Origin of the sequence: Paenibacillus sp. PastM-3, assembly GCF_029893965.1 — a bacterium.
Taxonomy (GTDB): Bacteria; Bacillota; Bacilli; order Paenibacillales; family Paenibacillaceae; genus Paenibacillus_AQ.
Genome location: NZ_JARXXP010000001.1, coordinates 260,438 through 277,667, shown reverse-complemented (window position 1 = coordinate 277,667; position 17,230 = coordinate 260,438). Strand labels below are relative to the sequence as shown.

Genomic DNA, 17,230 nt, shown 5'->3' with positions numbered 1-17,230 from the left:
TAGAGCGGGATAGAGCGGGATAGAGCGGGATGGTGCGGGATCAAGCGGTATGAGACGGGATGGTTTGGGACGGGGCGGGATGGTATCGGCGGCTTAGGCTCGCAGATTGTTTGCCTGCAGGGATTAGGTGGATTTTTGCTACTTAAATATGCTGTTTATCGGGATTGAGGATGATTAAGTGGAAAATCGTTACTTAGATTGGCCGGAATCCTGCTTTCGGAGCGAAAACGTTGTGATTAAGTGGCGTTTTTCCAACTAAAATCTGATTTAGAGCGAATGACTGGGAATTAGATGACGAAATTCCACTTAGTTTAATCGCAGCCTCTAATCGCAAAATTGAACAACAAAAAGAGCAGCTGCGGCTGCTCTTTTTCTGAGGGTCAGTATTCTACAGTAACACTTACCGCTACCCATATGATCAATTGTATCGTATACCACAGAATCTGTTGCACAAAATGCAATCACAATAAAATTTCTGTTTATCCAAGTAGCGTCAAAGGGAGGTCACGCTGAGGTTTCCTCCCCTTCTCAATGCCCCTGCTGCCACTTACCCAGCACGGCCTGCAGTCCCGGCACATCCAGCCCGTCCAGGGAAAAGGCCTTGCGCAGCAGGTCATGCGGGATGAATTCATCGTATTTGCCGAGGTATGGGGCTTCATCCGGTCCCAGCAGTGACAGCGGGTCGGCAGCTGCCGCACTCTCGGCGAGGATCTCCGCCTCCAGCGTCTCAGCGTCTACCTTGCCGGCGACGACCATGTAATATGGCTCCATCGGCACGACGGAACGCAGGCCGAGCCGGCCTTTGAGGTTGTTCTTCAGCAGGCGTTCCAGCGTGCGGAACTGCCGGCTGCCCGCCCAGGGCAGGATAAAGATCGAATCGCCGCCGGCCGGCAGCACCTCGCGGGTTAGCAGCCCGCTCTCCTTCGCCAGCCGGCGTGCCCGCTCCAGCCTGGCGGCGGCGCTTGGCGCAAGGTATGGATATATCGCTGTCGAGCCCAGCACCTCGCGGATCTTGGTCATGATGCGGGTATGCACATCACCGCCTGCCCCCAGCCATAGGGTGTCTACTTTGCCGCGCGAGCTTTTGACGTAAACCGCTTTGTGGCGGTTGTCGACCTCTTCGATCTTCCACAGCTTGCCGGCCAGGGTGAAGCAATAGCCTGGCGGCGGCACGGTTGTAATCGAACCGATCTCCTCGGTGCCGTTATACACGACATGCTCCTCATCGTCCTTGAACACCGCGTAGAAGCGGAAGTTGTTCACGATCTTCTCGCCGGCCAGCCCGATCAGCACCGTGCCCTCATCCATCATTTCGATATGTCCCATTGCAATCATGTATTCCATAAAAGCATCATAATCCGCCGGATCAATCCCGCGGAAGGAAGGCAATGTTAATACCGCCTCCTTCAGATCCTCCGGCTCAGCTTCGCCCATGCTCTTGAGGATGCTCATGGTCTGATGATAGAGCAGCCCTACCGGCAGCTGACGGACATTCAGCGGCTCAACCCATTTCTCGCGCACGTACAGCTCGATGACGGCAATGGCCCGCAGCAGCGTCCACGGCATCCTCGCGGGAAGCTGCGCCTCCTCGTCCTCCTCCTCGGGCGTGACGAAGATCATCTCGGACGCGGCATCGCCGCGCCGTCCGGACCGCCCCAGCCGCTGTACGAAGCTCGCGCAGCTGTAAGGCGCGCCGAGCTGCAGCACACGCTCCAGCTCGCCAAGGTCAATGCCCAGCTCCAGCGTCAGCGTCGCTGCGGCAACGGCCGGACCGGAGCCCTCGCGGAGCGCGGCCTCCGTCTCCTCGCGCAGCATCGCCGAGATGCTGCCGTGGTGCACATGGAACACGTCGCGCTCCCCGCGCTTCGCGGCCACCCGCCGCATCTCCAGGATGGTCTCCTCCGCATCCGTGCGGCTGTTCGTGAAGACCAGCGCCTTCTTCAGATGCGTATGGTCGTAGATGAACCCGTAATACGCCTGACGCGCCTGCTCCAGCCGTTCGGCCTGCACCTCGTCCCGTGCATCCGGGAACGAGAAATGCTCCACGCTCAGCCGGAGCTTGCGCCCGCCCTGCGGCGCGGACACCTCTACGCTCTCGCGCGTGCCGGCGGCCAGCCACTCCGTCACGGAGGCATAGTCGCTCAGCGTAGCGGAGAGCCCGATCCGCCGCGGATGGCAGCCGGCCATCCGCGAGATCCGCGCCAGCTGGCTGAGCACCTGGATGCCGCGGTCCGCGCCCATAAACGCATGCACTTCATCGACGATGATGAAGCGCAGATCATGGAACAGGGCCAAAATGGCATTCGGCCGGTTCATCAACAGGCCTTCCAGCGACTCCGGAGTAATCTGGAGCACGCCGGAAGGCTTCTGCATCAGCCTGGTCTTGTCCGCCTGCGGCACGTCGCCGTGCCAGTGCCAGACCGGGATATTGCCTTCACGCAGCAGATCATTTAACCGCGTGAACTGATCGTTGATCAACGCCTTGAGCGGCGCGATATAGAGGATGCCCACGGAATCGGACGGCCGCTCATACAGCTCGGTCAGCGCCGGAAAAAAAGCCGCCTCCGTCTTCCCCGAAGCCGTCCCGGAGGCGATCAGCAGATGATGCGGCGTATCGAACAGCACGCGGCAGGCATCCACCTGGGCCTCGCGCAGCGTCTCCCAGCGGTTTGTGTAAATAAACTCTTTAATAAAAGGAGCGAGCCTGTAGAACGGGTTGCTGCTCATAGGTCAAACTCCGCAAGCAGGCCGTCCAAATCATTCTCATCAGATGCGTCCGGTTTAATCGTCCGCTCACCGACAAGCTTCTCAAAGGACAGCTCAGGGTGCTGGCTCAAGGTGTGCAGCAGATCCATGAAGTCACGCACAATTTCGCGCGGAGTCAGCAGCTCGTCCGCACCCAGCCTGCCCACCGCCTCCTCCATGAAATGCACCAGCTGCTCCTGTGTCAGTCTTGCTTCATAGCCGTAGTGCAGAGCATGAATATCCCGCAGCTTTTGCAGCAGCACCAGAATCTCCTCATGGGATAGCATCTCCAGCGCAATGATTGGCCCGGTAAAATTACTTAGCCCTGCCGCTCCGTAACGCCCAGCCACAAGCCGTGAACGAAGGGCTTCGTAGCTGAACAGGCCGCGCCGTCCGTCTTCAACGAACTGCGGGGTGCCCCCGATAAAGATGCCCAGGCGCTCCGCCTTGCCCTGCATCGTATCATTGAACATGGTTAATAGCTTCTCATAATTGCTCTGCCGTGAGATGCTGTTGGTGATTTTGTAGAGATTCACACCCTCGTCAATGAACAGCAGCAGTCCCTTATATCCAATCGCCCCGGTGAATTCCGCCCAGAGCTTCATATAATCGTACCAGTTATCGTCATCAATGATGACGCCGACACCAAGCGCCTTGCGTGCCTCTGTCCGGGTGGCGAATTCGCCCCGCAGCCAGCGCAGCGCATCCTGCTTCAGCTCATCCTCGGCCAGCTTATGGCCGTTCCAGTAAGAAGCCAGCACCTTGGCAAAATCAAAGCCGTGCACTAAGCCCCGCATCCCGGAAGCGACACTGTAGATTTGCTGTTCCACCTCTTCCGCAAGCTGCGGGGCATCGGCTGTAAGACCCTTCTCCTGCATTACACCCTGCTGAAGCCCCATGATCCATTTCTGCAGCATGATCTCCAGTGCTCCGCCGTCTGGACGGGTGCGGGTCGACAGGTGGCTCATCAGCTCCCGGTAGGTTGCCAGTCCCTGCCCTTTCGTACCCACCAGCCTGCGCTCAGGCGACAGATCGGCATCGGCCACCACAAAGTCACGGTCCATCGCATAGTTGCGGATAATCTGCAGCAAAAAGCTTTTGCCGCTGCCGAACTTGCCGGTAATCAACTTGAAAGCCGCGCCGCCGTCGGCGATGTTCTCCATATCCCGGAGTATCGCCTCCACCTCAGGCCGGCGGCCGACAGCGATATGCTCCAGCCCGATCCGCGGCACGACTCCGGCAGTCAGGGAATTGACCAGTGCCGTTGTCATCCGCTTTGGTATTTTTAATTCACCCATTTAATCATTCACCTCATTAAATAAATCCAGCATCGGCTTCCATTCCTCAGCCAGCTCCCCGCAGTCGATTAGCAGATCACCGAGTATATTCACCGCAAGCTCATTGATCTCATCATACAGCAGCTCTGCCATCGTTCCGGCTGCTGCGGCAATTCTGTCAACCTGGGCAGGCCCGTTATCCGCGGCCAGCGCCAGCAGCACCTCCCGGTGCAATGGAAGCAATTCTGCGCTCAGCTCCTCCCATTCCGGAGGAACACCGGCAGTCGTCTGTACAACAGCAGTTTCTCCTTCAGCAGCAGTATTGTCCTCAAGCGGGTGGCCGTAATCCTGTTCCACGTTGTTCTCAGTTTCTATTAGAATCTGTTCAGGTTCCAATTTAGCTGCTTGTATCTGCTCTGAGTCCTGATCCCCGTACTTAGCCTGATCCATTACCAGTTGATACTCCTGCTCCGTCGGCGGCTCGTCATAAACATCTACAGTCAGAAGGCTCCGGACAACCTCGGAATCGCTCTGCAGCTGCTCCAGCCTCGCCCTGTCGATCACAACTGCCGGGCCTTTGGCCTCCTGCTCCGCTTTGCGGAATTCCCGCTGCAGGTATTTGGTGATCAGCTCGTCCATGTCCGGGTCTATCCGGATATCCTTCAGCCGGCCGCGGAAGCCCATAAGCTCCCGCAGCTTGTTCTCAGTCAGCCGGAACAGGCGGGTAATCAGGCTGCGCAGCGGCAGCAGCTTGCTGATCCTCACGACAGGTACAAGCACAGAATAACCGTAACGTGAGATATCATATACCGCGCTGCGGAACAGGTAGCGCTCCCGCATGACCGGAGGTCCCGGAGGGAACTTTTCGATCAGCCGTGCCCCGTGCTTCCTCGCGACATACGCGTCGATTAAGGCTACCACCTGCGGTATGTAGCGTTCAGCCGCTTCTTTTCCCTCACCGGCATAGAACTTGGATTTGCTGATATCATAGTCGGACATCACCGTCAGAACCTCGAAGGTCAGCTGCTCCGGGGCGGTGCTGAGACAGCGCAGCAGTTCGATCTCTGCCAGATCGCCTGACAATCCGCGTGTACGCGCAACGATCAGCGACAGGGGAACCTCTAGCTTGTGGACAAACGAAAAGTCCGCCATCCAGCTGCCCAGGTATTGATCCAGCCGTTTATATTGAGACCGGTAAGCTTCCCAGATCAGCCCCAGCTGCCGGTAACCGTCACTTGGATCACCCCAGCCGATACCGTTAATCAGCTCATACACATGCAGAAAAATGTAAGACAGATCCGTCTTCGGATACCGTCCCTGTCTTACTTCATTACGCCAGTAGAAATACCAGCGGCTCTGCTCGGCGGTCATATGGCTGTAGGTCGGCCAGTAGCTTTTGAACGGGACAAGCTTAGCTTCATCTGCAGTCATATCCTCCAGCTCAGCCGCACGCTGTACGAACTCGCTCTCTGTCTCCTTCTTGGCGGGTGAAGCGGATGGCGCTGTTCGCGGCAGCGGAGGAGCAGACTTCATCCGGGGTTCTTTGGGCGGCACATTCCACTCTTTGGGCTGTTCCGCCTTCTGCACAGACGGTTCCGACGGTTCCGTAGAAGCCAGCGGGCTGCCCTGCTCCAGATCCCACAGCTGCAGCTGCTGCGGAGCAGTCCCGTCAGCCTGTCCGTTTTTGGCCGTCTTTTTCAGCACAGAGCTGCGCTCTTCAGACGGGTTGTGTCCGGATTCCCGCGGAGGAACCGCCATATCCTGTTCTGTACTCTCCCAGACCAGCTCCGAAAAATGCAGGCCCTGTCTGTCTCTCGCCATCCGTAATCTCCCCACTCGTATACCATAGTCATTTCAACATTATATCATATGCGTGCCTGCCTGATGCAGCGGTGAACGGTTCATGGTTTGCATATAAAATAAGACCCTGAGCGCACCGGGCCTCAAGATCTTATGATGAGCATCTGTCACGCGCAAGGCCGGACAATGAGAACGTTCGTTTGTGTATCCAACTAAGAATATACTATAGTACTGCTAAGTCCGCAATAGCTGTAAAAGCGCAACAATACTGAAATACACTCGTCTAATAATAGGTAAGAAAGGAGTGCTCCTATGAAGAAATCTTTGTTTCTGCTGATTATGTTCTGTCTTGCCGGCACTTTATTGGCAGTAAAGGCTGTTCATGCCGATTGGGCGAACAATTTTGTTGTAAATGAAGGAAAGTCTTATATCATTACGGACAAACGGATAGACGCCGAAGATGTGGATTCGATGATCGGCCGGGTTACAAAATATTCGGATGTGGAAGGCACTTACTCCGGTAATTTTTCGAACTACTACCCAAAGGGCACTAAATATTACAGTATTAAAGGCGTTAACATCAATGAGGCGATTGCGGTCGAACCGGATAATGGAACGTTTATTAGAGCGGACTATAACGGAGAATATGCCGGCGGAGCTTCATTCAATTGGTCAATCCTTTGGTCTGCTGCGGCTCTGCTGCTGCTCGCCATTCCGATTTTTATTGTTGTGAAAAGAAAAAAATGAAGTTCGTAAAAATAATAGCCTGCCGGAATTATCCGGCAGGCTATTATTTGGGGTATGTTCTGAACGTTTTAGGTGAGCTCTGTTCCCTTTGTTTCTTTACCGAGCAGCAGTACGGCGAGTGCCCCGATAACAATGGTTACGAAGAACAGCATGAAGATGGTGCTGATGCTTACATCCTTCCCTACAAGCACTCCGACCAGAAGCGGCGCCAGAATCCCGCCGATCCGCCCGAAGGAGGTTGCCAGCCCCACACCGGTGGAACGGACCGTTGTCGGGTAAAGCTCAGGACTGTAGGCATACATGCCGCCCCATGCGCCAAGGTTGAAGAAGGACAGGCAGATGCCGGCAGCCATCAGCATGCCTTCTGTTGTCGCATTGCCGAACCAGGCGGCACTGACAGCGGTGAGCAGCAGATAGATTACAAGCACGAACTTGCGGCCGAACTTCTCAATAAAGTATGCGGCAGTGAAGTAGCCCGGAAGCTGGGCGAGCGTCATAATCAGCACATATTCGAAGCTCTTGACCAGGCTGAAGCCCTTCAGCACCATTACAGTCGGCAGCCAGAGGAACATTCCATAATATGAGAATACAACGGTGAACCAGAGAATCCACAGCATGATGGTTGAGCGGCGGTATTCCGCAGACCATACCGCTGCAATCCTCATGCCCAGCGGCACAGGCTTCTGCTTCTTCATCTCGGTGAACCGCGGTGAATCATCGATCGCCTTCCGCAAATACAGGGCATACAGCGCCGGTACCGCACCAATGGCAAACGCGACACGCCAGCCATAATCCGGAATAATGAAAAACGCGATTAAGGCTGAGGCAATCCAGCCTACCGCCCAGAAGCTCTCCAGCAGGACGACAGCCCGTCCTCTCTCCGCCGCCGGCATGCTCTCGGAGACCAGTGTAGAAGCAACCGGCAGCTCTCCGCCAAGGCCGAAGCCGGCTATAAAGCGCAGAACACACAGGATGGCGAACCCTGTAGCAAATGCCGATAATCCGCTCGCCGCCGAGAAGATCAGCAGCGTCCACAGCAGCACCGACTTGCGGCCGAACCGGTCGGCCAGAATACCTGCCGCAGCAGCCCCTACAGCCATTCCCACTGAATTTATACTGGTTAAAAGCCCGATCTTTTCCGGGCCCAGCGACCACTCTTTAGCCAGCGCCGCAACGACAAAGGATACCATACCGACATCCATCGCGTCGAACATCCAGCTTAAGCCCGCGCTCAGCAGCAGCTTGCGCTGCTTCGGGTTGCGCAGCAGCGTCATTTGACTCATCTACCCATGCACCTCTTCCCGTCTTTCGGCTATGTAGCCTGTTACCATTGTTTACTCCTGTACATTCTAAATTTGCAGCAGTCAAAAATCAAGGAATAATGCGGCATTGCAGTATTGTCTTGCCAGCGCCTGAAAGTAACAGGTCTGCACTGAAATCGCCGCAATCATCAGCATGTTGCGCACCGCATCCTTCTGGGACCGGGTAAGATGGGTCAGCCTGTCCATCATTTTCTCCATCGCCCCCCTGAGGGTACTGTCTGTTTTCCATGAATATTCATTGCTGGCGCTTCGCTCGGCTACTCCCTGTGCCTGCAGCGCGGGACTGCGCTTGATGTCCTCAAAGAGCTCCGCGTAGCCGTAATACAGTTCTGCCGGTTCAACCAGATCGTCATCGTCACGCTCAGGCTGCAGGAACAGAATACGGAAGAGCTGTCTGATGCTTTCGAAATCCAGCGAGGCCTTCAAATCGTCTATTATAAATAGAAGCGCAGCCTGATTAACGGAGTATTTCCTGCCCAGCCTGGGCGAGCCGAGATATTCCTTGAAATCGCGTTTAACCCAGTTCTGCATCGCAGTAGCAGACAAAGTTGAATATTCAATGAGTTTGCCAAGGGCGGCAATATCTGCGAGCGAGAATCCGTTAATTCTGTTGCCTTTGATGATTTTTTGCAGAACCGGCGGGATATCGGTAGACAAAAAAGCAGTGAGAGATCTCCCTTTCCGCACTTCCTCCTGATGGAATTTCGCCCACGCCTCCTGCAGGATGTGTAGCGGCTTCTGTTCACTTTTTTCCGTCAGGGAGAGCAGGAGAGCAGACATTTCCTTACGGCTTAATGTGAAAGCTTGCATTGATGGCACCCCTCCGCCATTTGATTTTTCAAACGAAAGTTCGTACAATGAGTTCATATGAACTCATAATATGAGTATAACCTATTTTAACGACGAGAGGGATGGTAAAGATTTTATGGGTATAGGACTTAGTTTGACGTTGGTGGCTATTTTGATTGTATTAACCGCTTTTTTTGTAGCGACGGAATTTGCAGTGGTACGGCTTAGAGGCAGCCAGGTAAGCCAGATGGTCCTCGACGGCAAGAAGAATGCTTTGGCTGTGCAGCGGGTGGCTGCCAACCTTGACGGTTATCTCTCCGCCTGTCAGCTCGGGATCACTATTACAGCACTCGGGATCGGGGCGCTTGCCGAACCGGCCTTTGAGCAGCTGATTCTGCCGCTGTTTGATATGGCAAATATCAGCCACAGTGTAAGTGAGCCCATCGCATTCGCACTGGCATTTATCATTGCCACATTCCTGCATGTTGTTGTGGGCGAGCTTGCTCCGAAGACAGCTGCAATTAACATTCCGGAAAAAATCGGTCAATTTACCTCACCGCTGATCATTTGGTTCTACAAAATTCTTTACCCTTTAATTTGGCTGATGAACGGCTCGGCTAATCTGCTGGTAGGCCTGTTCGGCATGAAGCCGGCCAGTGAACACGGGGATGCGCACTCCGAAGAAGAAATCCGCCTGATTCTTTCCGAGAGCTACGAGAACGGCAAGATCAACAAAGCAGAATACGGCTATGTGAACCGTATTTTCAATTTTGACGAAATGCTGGCGAAGGAAATTATGGTGCCGCGCACCGACATGATCTGCCTGTTCACCGATAATACGCTTAAAGAGAATTTTGATATTATCCGTAAAGAGCAGTACACCCGTTTCCCGGTGGCCGACGGCAGCAAAGACAACATTATCGGGATGATCAATACGAAGCAGCTTTATCTGCAGTATGATAACGATCCTGATTTTGATTTCAAAAAATTGATTCTTCCGCTGCTGACAGTATCCGAGGTAACCCCGGTTAAGACACTGCTGACCCGTATGCAGGTGGAGCGTGTACATATTGCTCTGCTGCTTGATGAATACGGCGGCACTTCCGGCCTTATCACAATTGAGGATATTCTGGAGGAAATTGTCGGTGAAATCCGAGACGAGTTCGACGGTGACGAGAGTAAAAACGTCGAACAGCTTGATGAATCCCGCTACCTGTTCGACGGCAAGGTATCGCTGATCGAGCTTAAGCAACGGGCCGGCATTGATCTGCATGACGACGAAGTCACTACAATCGGCGGCTGGCTCTACAGTCACATGGTAGAACCTGCGATCGGCAAGAGTATGGAGCATGAGCATATTACACTTACCGTCCGTGAGATGAACAAGAACCGGATTCGCAAAGTTGAAGTGTTTATTGGCGAGAAAGACGCAGATGGACAGCCAACGGAATAATTCTGTTTATATATAAATAACAAGAGGCGCTCCTGCCAAGGGGCGCCTTTGTTTGTTAAGATCAGTACTTTGGGCCGCTGCTGAACTACATTCAGTCCAGAATTTTGCCCATGTAATACTCATCAATCCATTCTCCGTCTATGTACAGGGATTTCTTCTTCATCCCCTCAATTTCGAAGCCGCATTTCTTGTACAGTGCAATTCCGCGTTCATTATGGGCCATCACGGTAAGCTCAAGTCTGACAATTCTGCTTATACGCGCCCAAGCCTCCATCTCCCGGAACAATCCGCTGCCGATCCCCAGACCCTGAAAGGCTTGGCGGATGCCGATGACAATATAGGCGCAGTGTCTGATCCGCTTCAGATCCCTGCCGCTCACCGATATGTATCCGGCCAGCTCTCCATCTGCTTCGGCAGCGATCAGAATGGAATTAACCGACCTCTCCTTGCTTTCTATCAGCTCCCTGACCTGCTGCACACTCGTCTGCCGTTCATCCGGCTCCAGCAGCATAAAAGCAGTCTCCTCATCCAGGGAATGTTGCAGGCTGAGCAGCCTGCCGGCATCCTCCGGGACAAGCTTTCTGAATAATACATTCATAAGCAAGGTCCCCCAATGATTTCATGTCATCTGTCTACTTCTACAGATATTTCTTATACAGCCGGCTTCCTTCACCGTCATAGCCCAGACGTTCATAAAAACGGTGGGCTTCCTGCCTGCGGGCGTTGCTGGAGAGCATTACCTTAAGGGCTCCCCGGCTCATTGCCGTTTCTTCGGCATGGCGCATAAGGGCGGCTCCGAAACCCTGACCACGTACATGTGAGGCGGTCACGACACGTTCAATAACGGCAAACGGGCGGTCGCCGCTGAGAGCATCCATGCACAGATGCAGGTGCACTGTCCCCGCCACCTCCCCGTTGCTGACATAGACAAACAAAAAGCTGTCCGGATTTGTGCGGATGGCCTTTATTCTGTCCGGAGTTACCCGGATGTCAGGATGGTCCGGCAGCAGCTGCCGGTAGAGGGCTTCAAGTGCGCCGGCATCCTGCGGCAATGCTTCTCTAATCATTACATCAGGCTCCTTTTCAACTTTACCTGTCAGCGGAAAGCCACTGTCAGCAGCGGCAGATCATCAGGACGTTTCCGTCAGGATCCTTGAAATTAAACCAATGGTCATGCTCGATATCGGTCAGAAGCTCTGCGCCGCTTGCTTTGACGAAATCATAGGCGGCATCAATATCCTCTGTGTTAAAATGAAAGGCCGGCACTTTCAGTACGGATTCGGATGAATAAATTTTGCTGTCCAGAACAATTCCGGGCCCTTGCATCGGAATCACATATAAATGCCCGAACAACACTTCCCCGTCTGCCGGAAGTCCCAGTAAGCTGCAATACCAGTTTCTCGATCTTTCAATGTCACTTACAGGGACGAAAACGGCACCAATCTGATTCATAATCGGACTTGTCACAGCAAGTATAGCCTCCTCTATTATCTGCAGAATTGGATTCACAGCTTTACCTATTCGATAAAATCTGCCAATTCCCTGCCTCTTTAGTGAAGCGGCAGCAAATTATGCTATAATCTTGGAGGATCATTACAAGACTTCGGGGGATTGATGGATTGGCTAATATATCGCTGGGGCATTTAAGACTGACACCGCCCAAAATATTATCGCTCGGCTTCGTGCTGCTGATTGCAGTCGGAACCCTGCTGCTTTGCCTGCCTGCTGCTTCAACAAGCGGGCGGATTTCCTTCATAGATGCCCTGTTCATGGCGACATCTGCAACCTGTGTAACAGGGCTTGCCGTGATTGATACCGGCACCCAGCTCACCGTGTTCGGCCAGATTGTGCTGCTGGTGCTTTTCCAGTTCGGCGGCCTCGGCTTCGTTACGATGGCAACGCTGATTACGCTGGTGCTGAACAAACGGATTTCCCTGAAGGAGCGGCTGCTGCTGCAGGAGTCGATGAATCAGAATTCCATGCAGGGAATAGTAAAGCTGATCCGCCGGGTGCTTATCTATTCACTCGTTATTCAGCTAATTGGGGCCATGCTGTTTACTGTAAGATTTATTATGGATATGCCGGCCGGCAAAGCGGTTTATTACGGACTCTTTCATAGTGTGTCTATCTTCAACAATGCCGGCTTTGACCTGTTCGGTGATGTTCACGGGCCGTTCAGCGGGCTTACCCGGTATGTGGAAGACCCGATCGTCAACATTACTTCTATGCTGCTGATCTTCCTCGGCGGTATCGGCTTTATCGTATTGTCGGATATTGTGGATTTTCGCAAACGCAAGCGCCTGACCCTGCATTCCAAGGTTGTCCTCTCCACTTCGGCGGTGCTGATTCTGATCGGGGCGGCTGTCTTTTTCTGGCTGGAGCTGAATACAACGCTTAAACCGCTGCACGCCGGCGGCAAGCTTATGGCTTCCTTTTTGCAGGCCATTACACCGCGCTCCGGAGGAGTGACAACGATTGAAATCCCGCTGCTGCGTGAATCAACCCAGTTTCTCATGATTTTGCTGATGTTTATCGGGGCAGCACCCGGATCGACCGGCGGAGGGATCAAAATTACCACCTTTGCCATCCTGGTCGTCACCGCCTACAGCAAAATCCGCGGCAAGGAAGACATCGTTATGTTCCGACACCGGATCTCCAAGGATAACGTCTACAGAGCTATTACAATGACCCTGCTGTCGCTGATGCTTATCCTTATTGCTACAATGCTGCTGTCTGTAACCGAAAGTGCTGATTTTCTGACCGTGCTGTTTGAGGCTGTATCGGCATTCGGTACCTCGGGCATTACAATGGGCCTGACTCCGGAGCTGACCACCCCCGGCAAAATTCTGGTCATCATTCTGATGTTCGTCGGCCGTACCGGACCGCTGACTCTGGCTTATGCCATTAAACCGAAGAAGAACAAAGAGCTGTTCCGCTATCCGGAAGGCAATATTACAATCGGTTAAAAAAATGCGACCCTTGGGAGGCAGCTGCTGCCCTAAGCGGTCGCATTTTTGTGTTGTACTATTCTTCGGTATCCTCTTGAGTATCCAGTGCGGCGTCCAGCAGCTGATTGAAGAAATCATCATCGTTCTCCAGCAGCCCGTCCACTTCAAGGAACTGCTCCTCACTTCCCGGTTCACCGGCAAAGCTGAGGCTGTAATCCCATTCACTGCCCTTTTTGCTGAAAAAGGTAATTTCATACGGATGCTTATGCTGCTCCACCGTGAATACCGTTCTTCCCACAAAGCTCTTATCTTCCTCCTGTTTCAGCTGGGCTTTGATAATTTCAACGTTCATGCTGTTTTCCTGCCTTTCTTCTGATGAATCACACCACCATAGTATAGCATTTATAACCATTATATTTCCTCTCTTTACTGGAGCAATTGACTTTTTTCATCCGGCGGTTAATAATTTAGTACAATGCTTTCCAGCACTAAAAAAAAGAATAAACTGGAGGAAAACCAATGACTGATTTTGCAGCAAAGCTCAGTAAATATGCGGACCTCGCCGCCACAGTCGGAGTCAATGTCCAGCCGGGCCAGACTCTGGTTGTAAATGCGCCGATTGCCGGAGCGGAATTCGTCCGTCTGATTACTGCCAAAGCCTATGCCTTGGGAGCCAGCCTGGTAAAAGTGAACTGGAGCGATGAATTCATCACCCGCCAGCAGTTTGAGCATGCCGCTCCTGAAGTATTCACCAAAGCACCGACCTGGTTTGCCGGTGAAATGACTGAATTCGCCGAGAACGGAGCAGCCTTCCTGAATGTAATCGCCGAGAATCCGGATGCGCTGAAAGGCATTGACCCGGAGCGGATTGCGAACTTCCAGAAGACACGCGGAGCAGCACTTAAAAAATACCGTGAGCTGCAGATGTCCGACAAGGTCAGCTGGAGCATCGTTGCGATTCCGTCGCAGGCTTGGGCCGATAAGGTATTCCCGGATGCACCTGCTGAGGAACGTGTAGATAAGCTGTGGGAGGCCATTTTCCGTACGGTACGCCTGGACCGTGAAGATCCTGTTGCCGCCTGGCAGGAGCACCTGGATACCCTGGAGCAGAAGGCTGATGTCCTCAACGCCAAAAAATACAAGAGCCTGCATTACATAGCACCAGGTACCGACCTGACCATCGAGCTTCCTAAAGGCCACCTGTGGGCCCAGGGTGACAGCATTAACGCCAAGGGACATTCGTTCGTCGCTAATATGCCGACTGAGGAAGTCTTTACCGCACCACTTAAAACCGGTGTCAACGGGACCGTCAGAGCGACCAAGCCGCTCAGCTACGGCGGCAACATCATTGACGGATTCTCCATTACCTTTGAGAACGGCCGCATTATCAGTGTCAGCGCTGAGAAAGGCCAGGATTCCCTGGAATATCTGATCGGCCTTGATGAAGGAGCCAAATACCTGGGTGAGGTAGCGCTCGTACCGCATAAATCACCGATTTCCGAATCCAATATCCTGTACTTCAACACCCTGTTTGACGAAAATGCCTCCAATCACCTGGCGATTGGCACAGCCTATGCCTTCTGTCTGGAAGGCGGCAAAGAAATGACCGAGGATCAGCTGGTTGAGAGCGGCCTGAACACAAGTGTGACCCATGTTGACTTCATGATCGGCTCCGGTGAGATGGATATATACGGGATCAATGAAGACGGATCACAGGAGCCTGTCTTCCTGAAGGGTAACTGGGCATTCTAATTTTACAGAGACATTTAAGGGGGAGCTGAACCTATGCTGGATTTCAAGCAAAAGCTGGAGAATTATGCACTGCTAGCGGTGAAAATCGGGGTCAATGTCCAACCCGGACAAACTCTGGTCATCAACGCGGATATCGTCTCCGCAGAACTGGTCCGACTGATTGTCCGTAAGGCTTATGAAGCAGGCGCAAAGCTGGTCAAAGTCAATTACAGCGATGAATTTGTGACACGGACCCGTTACGAGCTCGCGCCTGCCGAGAGTTTTCTCGAGCCGCCAAAATGGCATGCAGACGAACTGGAGGACCTTGGCCGCAATGGTGCAGCCTTCCTGAACGTGGTGTCTACCAATCCGGATCTGCTGAACGGCATTGAAGCCAGCCGGATTGCCGACAATCAGCGTACAGCAGGTATAGCCATGGCCCCTTACCGTGAGATGCTGATGTCCAATCAGATCAGCTGGAGCATCGTAGCCTATCCGTCGGTCTCCTGGGCAGCCAAGGTATTCCCGGATGCGGCACCTGAGAATCAGGTGGACCTGCTCTGGGACGCCATCTTCAAGGCAGTCCGTGCCGATCAGGAAAACCCGGTGGAAGCCTGGAGCAAGCACCTGGGCGGCTTGAAGCAGCGCTGCGATATACTCAACGAGCGCAGATACCGTAAGCTGCATTACACAGCTCCCGGCACGGATCTTACCCTAGAACTGCCTGAAGGGCATATCTGGTGTCAGGCCGGTGCGGTCAACGGGCGCGGTGTTCCTTTCCTCGCCAACATCCCGACAGAGGAAGTCTTCACCGCACCGCTCAAGACCGGCGCGAACGGAACAGTTAGCAGCACCAAGCCGCTTAGCTACGGCGGGAATATTATCGACCGCTTCACCCTGACCCTGAATAATGGTAAAGTAACTGACTTTACCGCAGAAGTCGGCTATGAAGCGCTGGCTTCACTCCTCACCATGGATGAGGGTGCCGCATACTTCGGTGAAGTGGCACTGGTTCCCTATCATTCGCCGATCTCCGAGAGCGGCATACTCTATTTCACAACCTTGTATGATGAGAATGCCTCTTGTCACCTGGCGCTGGGGGCTGCATACGCCTTCACCCTCCAGGATGGCATTAATATGACCAAGGATCAGCTTGCCGAGCATGGAATGAACCACAGCCTTACCCATGTGGACTTTATGATGGGTTCACCGGAGATGAATATCGACGGAATTACAGATGACGGCAAGGTCGAACCGATTTTCCGTGCCGGAAACTGGGCCTAAAACTTAAAAGGTTTAAAAAGCCCCCTGCCATTCAAAAATGGCAGGGGGCTTTTTGCTTAAATTTTAACTTTTGTTCAATCTTTATTCACAATATTGTTGAATTATATTCACAAATATGTCACAATACAAATAAGGATTGTATTGCCAATCTTAGATCCATCAAATATTAGGAGGGAACACTATGAAAGAGTCATTGTCCCAGGAACCGGAGCGTATGGAAAACGGGCGCACCAAGGTTCATCCACCCACGGACGCAAGCATCGTAGCCTCCAATGCCATCAAATACACAGCCTACATCATGCTTCTGTTCGGCTTCCTTTATTTCCTGATTGCCTATCTGGCACCAATGCTGTAGAGCTGATTCCTTATATAATCGAATTAGAAAGCGCTTACCGGGATGTTCCCCGGCCGTTACCCGGCCATCAGGAGCATCCTTCGTTTTTTTAGATCGACAAGACTTTGCTGATCCAGGCTTTCGCTTCTGGCGCCCATGCGCTGTCCATTGCCTTATGTAGCCAACCGGATGCTTCCTCGCGTGATCCCTCAAACCTGTGCAGATCATTCTCCTGCATCCAGTGACCGGTTGTTTCGAAGGAGGTGCTGTTCCAGCCGTTAACTTCCCCTTCTGCATTCAGCCGCGCCTTGACACCGGAGATCACAATATCTGCTGTACCCTGCAGCTCATTCAGTGCATTATCAAATGCCGTCTTCTGCTCTTTAGCCTTCATCTGGGCCAGTGCACGCAGTTCACGTGTTTCAATCCCCTCATTGCCGCGGATGATCTGCAGAAGGACTACCGCCTCCCTGCTGGCCAGGCCGTTATTGTACCGTTCTTCAAGCTCCATTGAGCTGCCTACAGTCCTGACAAAGGCCGGGAACCAATCCCGCGAGACCAGGACGGCTTTTTTGCGGATGAACTTGCCATATCCGGCTAACCCCTCTCCAGGGAACCTGGCCCGCCATGACCAGGGATCAAGCTCTGATCCGGTATGCCAGTTCTCGGCCTTGGTTAATCCGTTTACCGAAGGATGTCCGGGAATAAGCTGGGCCAACGGCAGTATTCCCAGCCTGTCCACTACCTTTGTCATCTCTTCATAGGTTGTTACAATACCTTGCTCTTCCATTCTGCTCATC

At 53.2% G+C, this 17,230-nt stretch carries 16 protein-coding genes; 6 read left to right on the top strand and 10 right to left on the bottom strand.

Annotation, left to right across the window (positions count from 1 at the left end; translation table 11 throughout):
• Nucleotides 1–528: 528 nt before the first annotated feature.
• From M2108_RS01300 to M2108_RS01290, 3 genes are read right to left on the bottom strand one after another with little or no spacing between them, the layout of a single operon-like run.
• Complete coding sequence (locus M2108_RS01300; RefSeq protein WP_277469228.1) at nt 529–2,727, bottom strand: DEAD/DEAH box helicase; 2,199 nt, start codon at nt 2,725–2,727, stop codon at nt 529–531.
• Complete coding sequence (locus M2108_RS01295) at nt 2,724–4,043, bottom strand: ATP-binding protein (protein WP_277469227.1); 1,320 nt, start codon at nt 4,041–4,043, stop codon at nt 2,724–2,726. The genes M2108_RS01300 and M2108_RS01295 overlap by 4 nt, the downstream gene beginning before the upstream one ends.
• A complete protein-coding gene (locus M2108_RS01290) occupies nt 4,044–5,843 on the bottom strand; it encodes a TerB N-terminal domain-containing protein (protein WP_277469226.1) in 1,800 nt (599 codons plus the stop codon). It lies immediately after the preceding gene.
• Between the two features lie 291 nt (nt 5,844–6,134).
• On the opposite strand from M2108_RS01290, the gene M2108_RS01285 reads away from it, so the two are divergent.
• On the top strand, nt 6,135–6,569 hold the full coding sequence (locus M2108_RS01285; protein WP_277469225.1) for a hypothetical protein: 435 nt from the start codon (nt 6,135–6,137) through the stop codon (nt 6,567–6,569).
• A 68-nt stretch (nt 6,570–6,637) separates the two neighbouring features.
• Here the strand turns inward: M2108_RS01285 and M2108_RS01280 are convergent, their stop codons facing one another.
• Nucleotides 6,638–7,852, bottom strand: a complete 1,215-nt coding sequence (locus M2108_RS01280; RefSeq protein WP_277469224.1) for an MFS transporter — start codon at nt 7,850–7,852, stop codon at nt 6,638–6,640.
• Nucleotides 7,853–7,933: 81 nt separating this feature from the next.
• Nucleotides 7,934–8,701 carry a DUF1836 domain-containing protein gene (locus tag M2108_RS01275; RefSeq protein ID WP_277469223.1) on the bottom strand — a complete coding sequence of 256 codons (768 nt, stop codon included), beginning with the start codon at nt 8,699–8,701 and terminating at the stop codon, nt 7,934–7,936.
• Nucleotides 8,702–8,816: 115 nt separating this feature from the next.
• On the opposite strand from M2108_RS01275, the gene M2108_RS01270 reads away from it, so the two are divergent.
• On the top strand, nt 8,817–10,133 hold the full coding sequence (locus M2108_RS01270; protein WP_277469222.1) for a hemolysin family protein: 1,317 nt from the start codon (nt 8,817–8,819) through the stop codon (nt 10,131–10,133).
• 91 nt (nt 10,134–10,224) lie between these two features.
• On the opposite strand, the gene M2108_RS01265 is transcribed toward M2108_RS01270, so the two are convergent.
• From M2108_RS01265 to M2108_RS01255, 3 genes are read right to left on the bottom strand one after another with little or no spacing between them, the layout of a single operon-like run.
• On the bottom strand, nt 10,225–10,731 hold the full coding sequence (locus M2108_RS01265) for a GNAT family N-acetyltransferase (protein ID WP_277469221.1): 507 nt from the start codon (nt 10,729–10,731) through the stop codon (nt 10,225–10,227).
• 40 nt (nt 10,732–10,771) lie between these two features.
• Entirely contained in the window at nt 10,772–11,200 is a 429-nt protein-coding gene (locus M2108_RS01260; RefSeq protein ID WP_277469220.1) for a GNAT family N-acetyltransferase, read from the bottom strand.
• A gap of 46 nt (nt 11,201–11,246) precedes the next feature.
• A complete protein-coding gene (locus M2108_RS01255) occupies nt 11,247–11,600 on the bottom strand; it encodes a VOC family protein (RefSeq protein ID WP_277469219.1) in 354 nt (117 codons plus the stop codon).
• A gap of 152 nt (nt 11,601–11,752) precedes the next feature.
• Between M2108_RS01255 and M2108_RS01250 the strand changes: the two genes are divergently transcribed.
• On the top strand, nt 11,753–13,099 hold the full coding sequence (locus M2108_RS01250) for a TrkH family potassium uptake protein (protein ID WP_277469218.1): 1,347 nt from the start codon (nt 11,753–11,755) through the stop codon (nt 13,097–13,099).
• 58 nt (nt 13,100–13,157) lie between these two features.
• On the opposite strand, the gene M2108_RS01245 is transcribed toward M2108_RS01250, so the two are convergent.
• Complete coding sequence (locus M2108_RS01245; RefSeq protein WP_277469217.1) at nt 13,158–13,433, bottom strand: hypothetical protein; 276 nt, start codon at nt 13,431–13,433, stop codon at nt 13,158–13,160.
• Between the two features lie 167 nt (nt 13,434–13,600).
• On the opposite strand from M2108_RS01245, the gene M2108_RS01240 reads away from it, so the two are divergent.
• The 3 genes from M2108_RS01240 (at nt 13,601) to M2108_RS01230 (ending at nt 16,451) form a co-directional block, all read left to right on the top strand.
• Nucleotides 13,601–14,833 (top strand): aminopeptidase, encoded by a 1,233-nt coding sequence (locus tag M2108_RS01240; RefSeq protein WP_277469216.1) that lies wholly within the window; start codon nt 13,601–13,603, stop codon nt 14,831–14,833.
• A 33-nt stretch (nt 14,834–14,866) separates the two neighbouring features.
• The gene (locus tag M2108_RS01235) at nt 14,867–16,096 is read left to right on the top strand and encodes an aminopeptidase (RefSeq protein ID WP_277469215.1); all 1,230 of its coding nucleotides are present in this window, start codon (nt 14,867–14,869) and stop codon (nt 16,094–16,096) included.
• 181 nt (nt 16,097–16,277) lie between these two features.
• Nucleotides 16,278–16,451 (top strand): hypothetical protein, encoded by a 174-nt coding sequence (locus M2108_RS01230; protein WP_277469271.1) that lies wholly within the window; start codon nt 16,278–16,280, stop codon nt 16,449–16,451.
• Between the two features lie 88 nt (nt 16,452–16,539).
• Here the strand turns inward: M2108_RS01230 and M2108_RS01225 are convergent, their stop codons facing one another.
• Nucleotides 16,540–17,220, bottom strand: a complete 681-nt coding sequence (locus M2108_RS01225) for an AlkZ-related protein (RefSeq protein WP_277469214.1) — start codon at nt 17,218–17,220, stop codon at nt 16,540–16,542.
• Between the last annotated feature and the right edge of the window lie 10 nt (nt 17,221–17,230).

What these genes read in the sequence shown, in the direction of transcription:
- M2108_RS01300 (WP_277469228.1), bottom strand. Translation starts at nt 2,727, where the DNA reads ATGAGCAGCAACCCGTTCTACAGGCTCGCTCCTTTTATTAAAGAGTTT.
- M2108_RS01295 (WP_277469227.1), bottom strand. Translation starts at nt 4,043, where the DNA reads ATGGGTGAATTAAAAATACCAAAGCGGATGACAACGGCACTGGTCAAT.
- M2108_RS01290 (WP_277469226.1), bottom strand. Translation starts at nt 5,843, where the DNA reads ATGGCGAGAGACAGACAGGGCCTGCATTTTTCGGAGCTGGTCTGGGAG.
- M2108_RS01285 (WP_277469225.1), top strand. Translation starts at nt 6,135, where the DNA reads ATGAAGAAATCTTTGTTTCTGCTGATTATGTTCTGTCTTGCCGGCACT.
- M2108_RS01280 (WP_277469224.1), bottom strand. Translation starts at nt 7,852, where the DNA reads ATGAGTCAAATGACGCTGCTGCGCAACCCGAAGCAGCGCAAGCTGCTG.
- M2108_RS01275 (WP_277469223.1), bottom strand. Translation starts at nt 8,701, where the DNA reads ATGCAAGCTTTCACATTAAGCCGTAAGGAAATGTCTGCTCTCCTGCTC.
- M2108_RS01270 (WP_277469222.1), top strand. Translation starts at nt 8,817, where the DNA reads ATGGGTATAGGACTTAGTTTGACGTTGGTGGCTATTTTGATTGTATTA.
- M2108_RS01265 (WP_277469221.1), bottom strand. Translation starts at nt 10,731, where the DNA reads ATGAATGTATTATTCAGAAAGCTTGTCCCGGAGGATGCCGGCAGGCTG.
- M2108_RS01260 (WP_277469220.1), bottom strand. Translation starts at nt 11,200, where the DNA reads ATGATTAGAGAAGCATTGCCGCAGGATGCCGGCGCACTTGAAGCCCTC.
- M2108_RS01245 (WP_277469217.1), bottom strand. Translation starts at nt 13,433, where the DNA reads ATGAACGTTGAAATTATCAAAGCCCAGCTGAAACAGGAGGAAGATAAG.
- M2108_RS01240 (WP_277469216.1), top strand. Translation starts at nt 13,601, where the DNA reads ATGACTGATTTTGCAGCAAAGCTCAGTAAATATGCGGACCTCGCCGCC.
- M2108_RS01235 (WP_277469215.1), top strand. Translation starts at nt 14,867, where the DNA reads ATGCTGGATTTCAAGCAAAAGCTGGAGAATTATGCACTGCTAGCGGTG.
- M2108_RS01230 (WP_277469271.1), top strand. Translation starts at nt 16,278, where the DNA reads ATGAAAGAGTCATTGTCCCAGGAACCGGAGCGTATGGAAAACGGGCGC.
- M2108_RS01225 (WP_277469214.1), bottom strand. Translation starts at nt 17,220, where the DNA reads ATGGAAGAGCAAGGTATTGTAACAACCTATGAAGAGATGACAAAGGTA.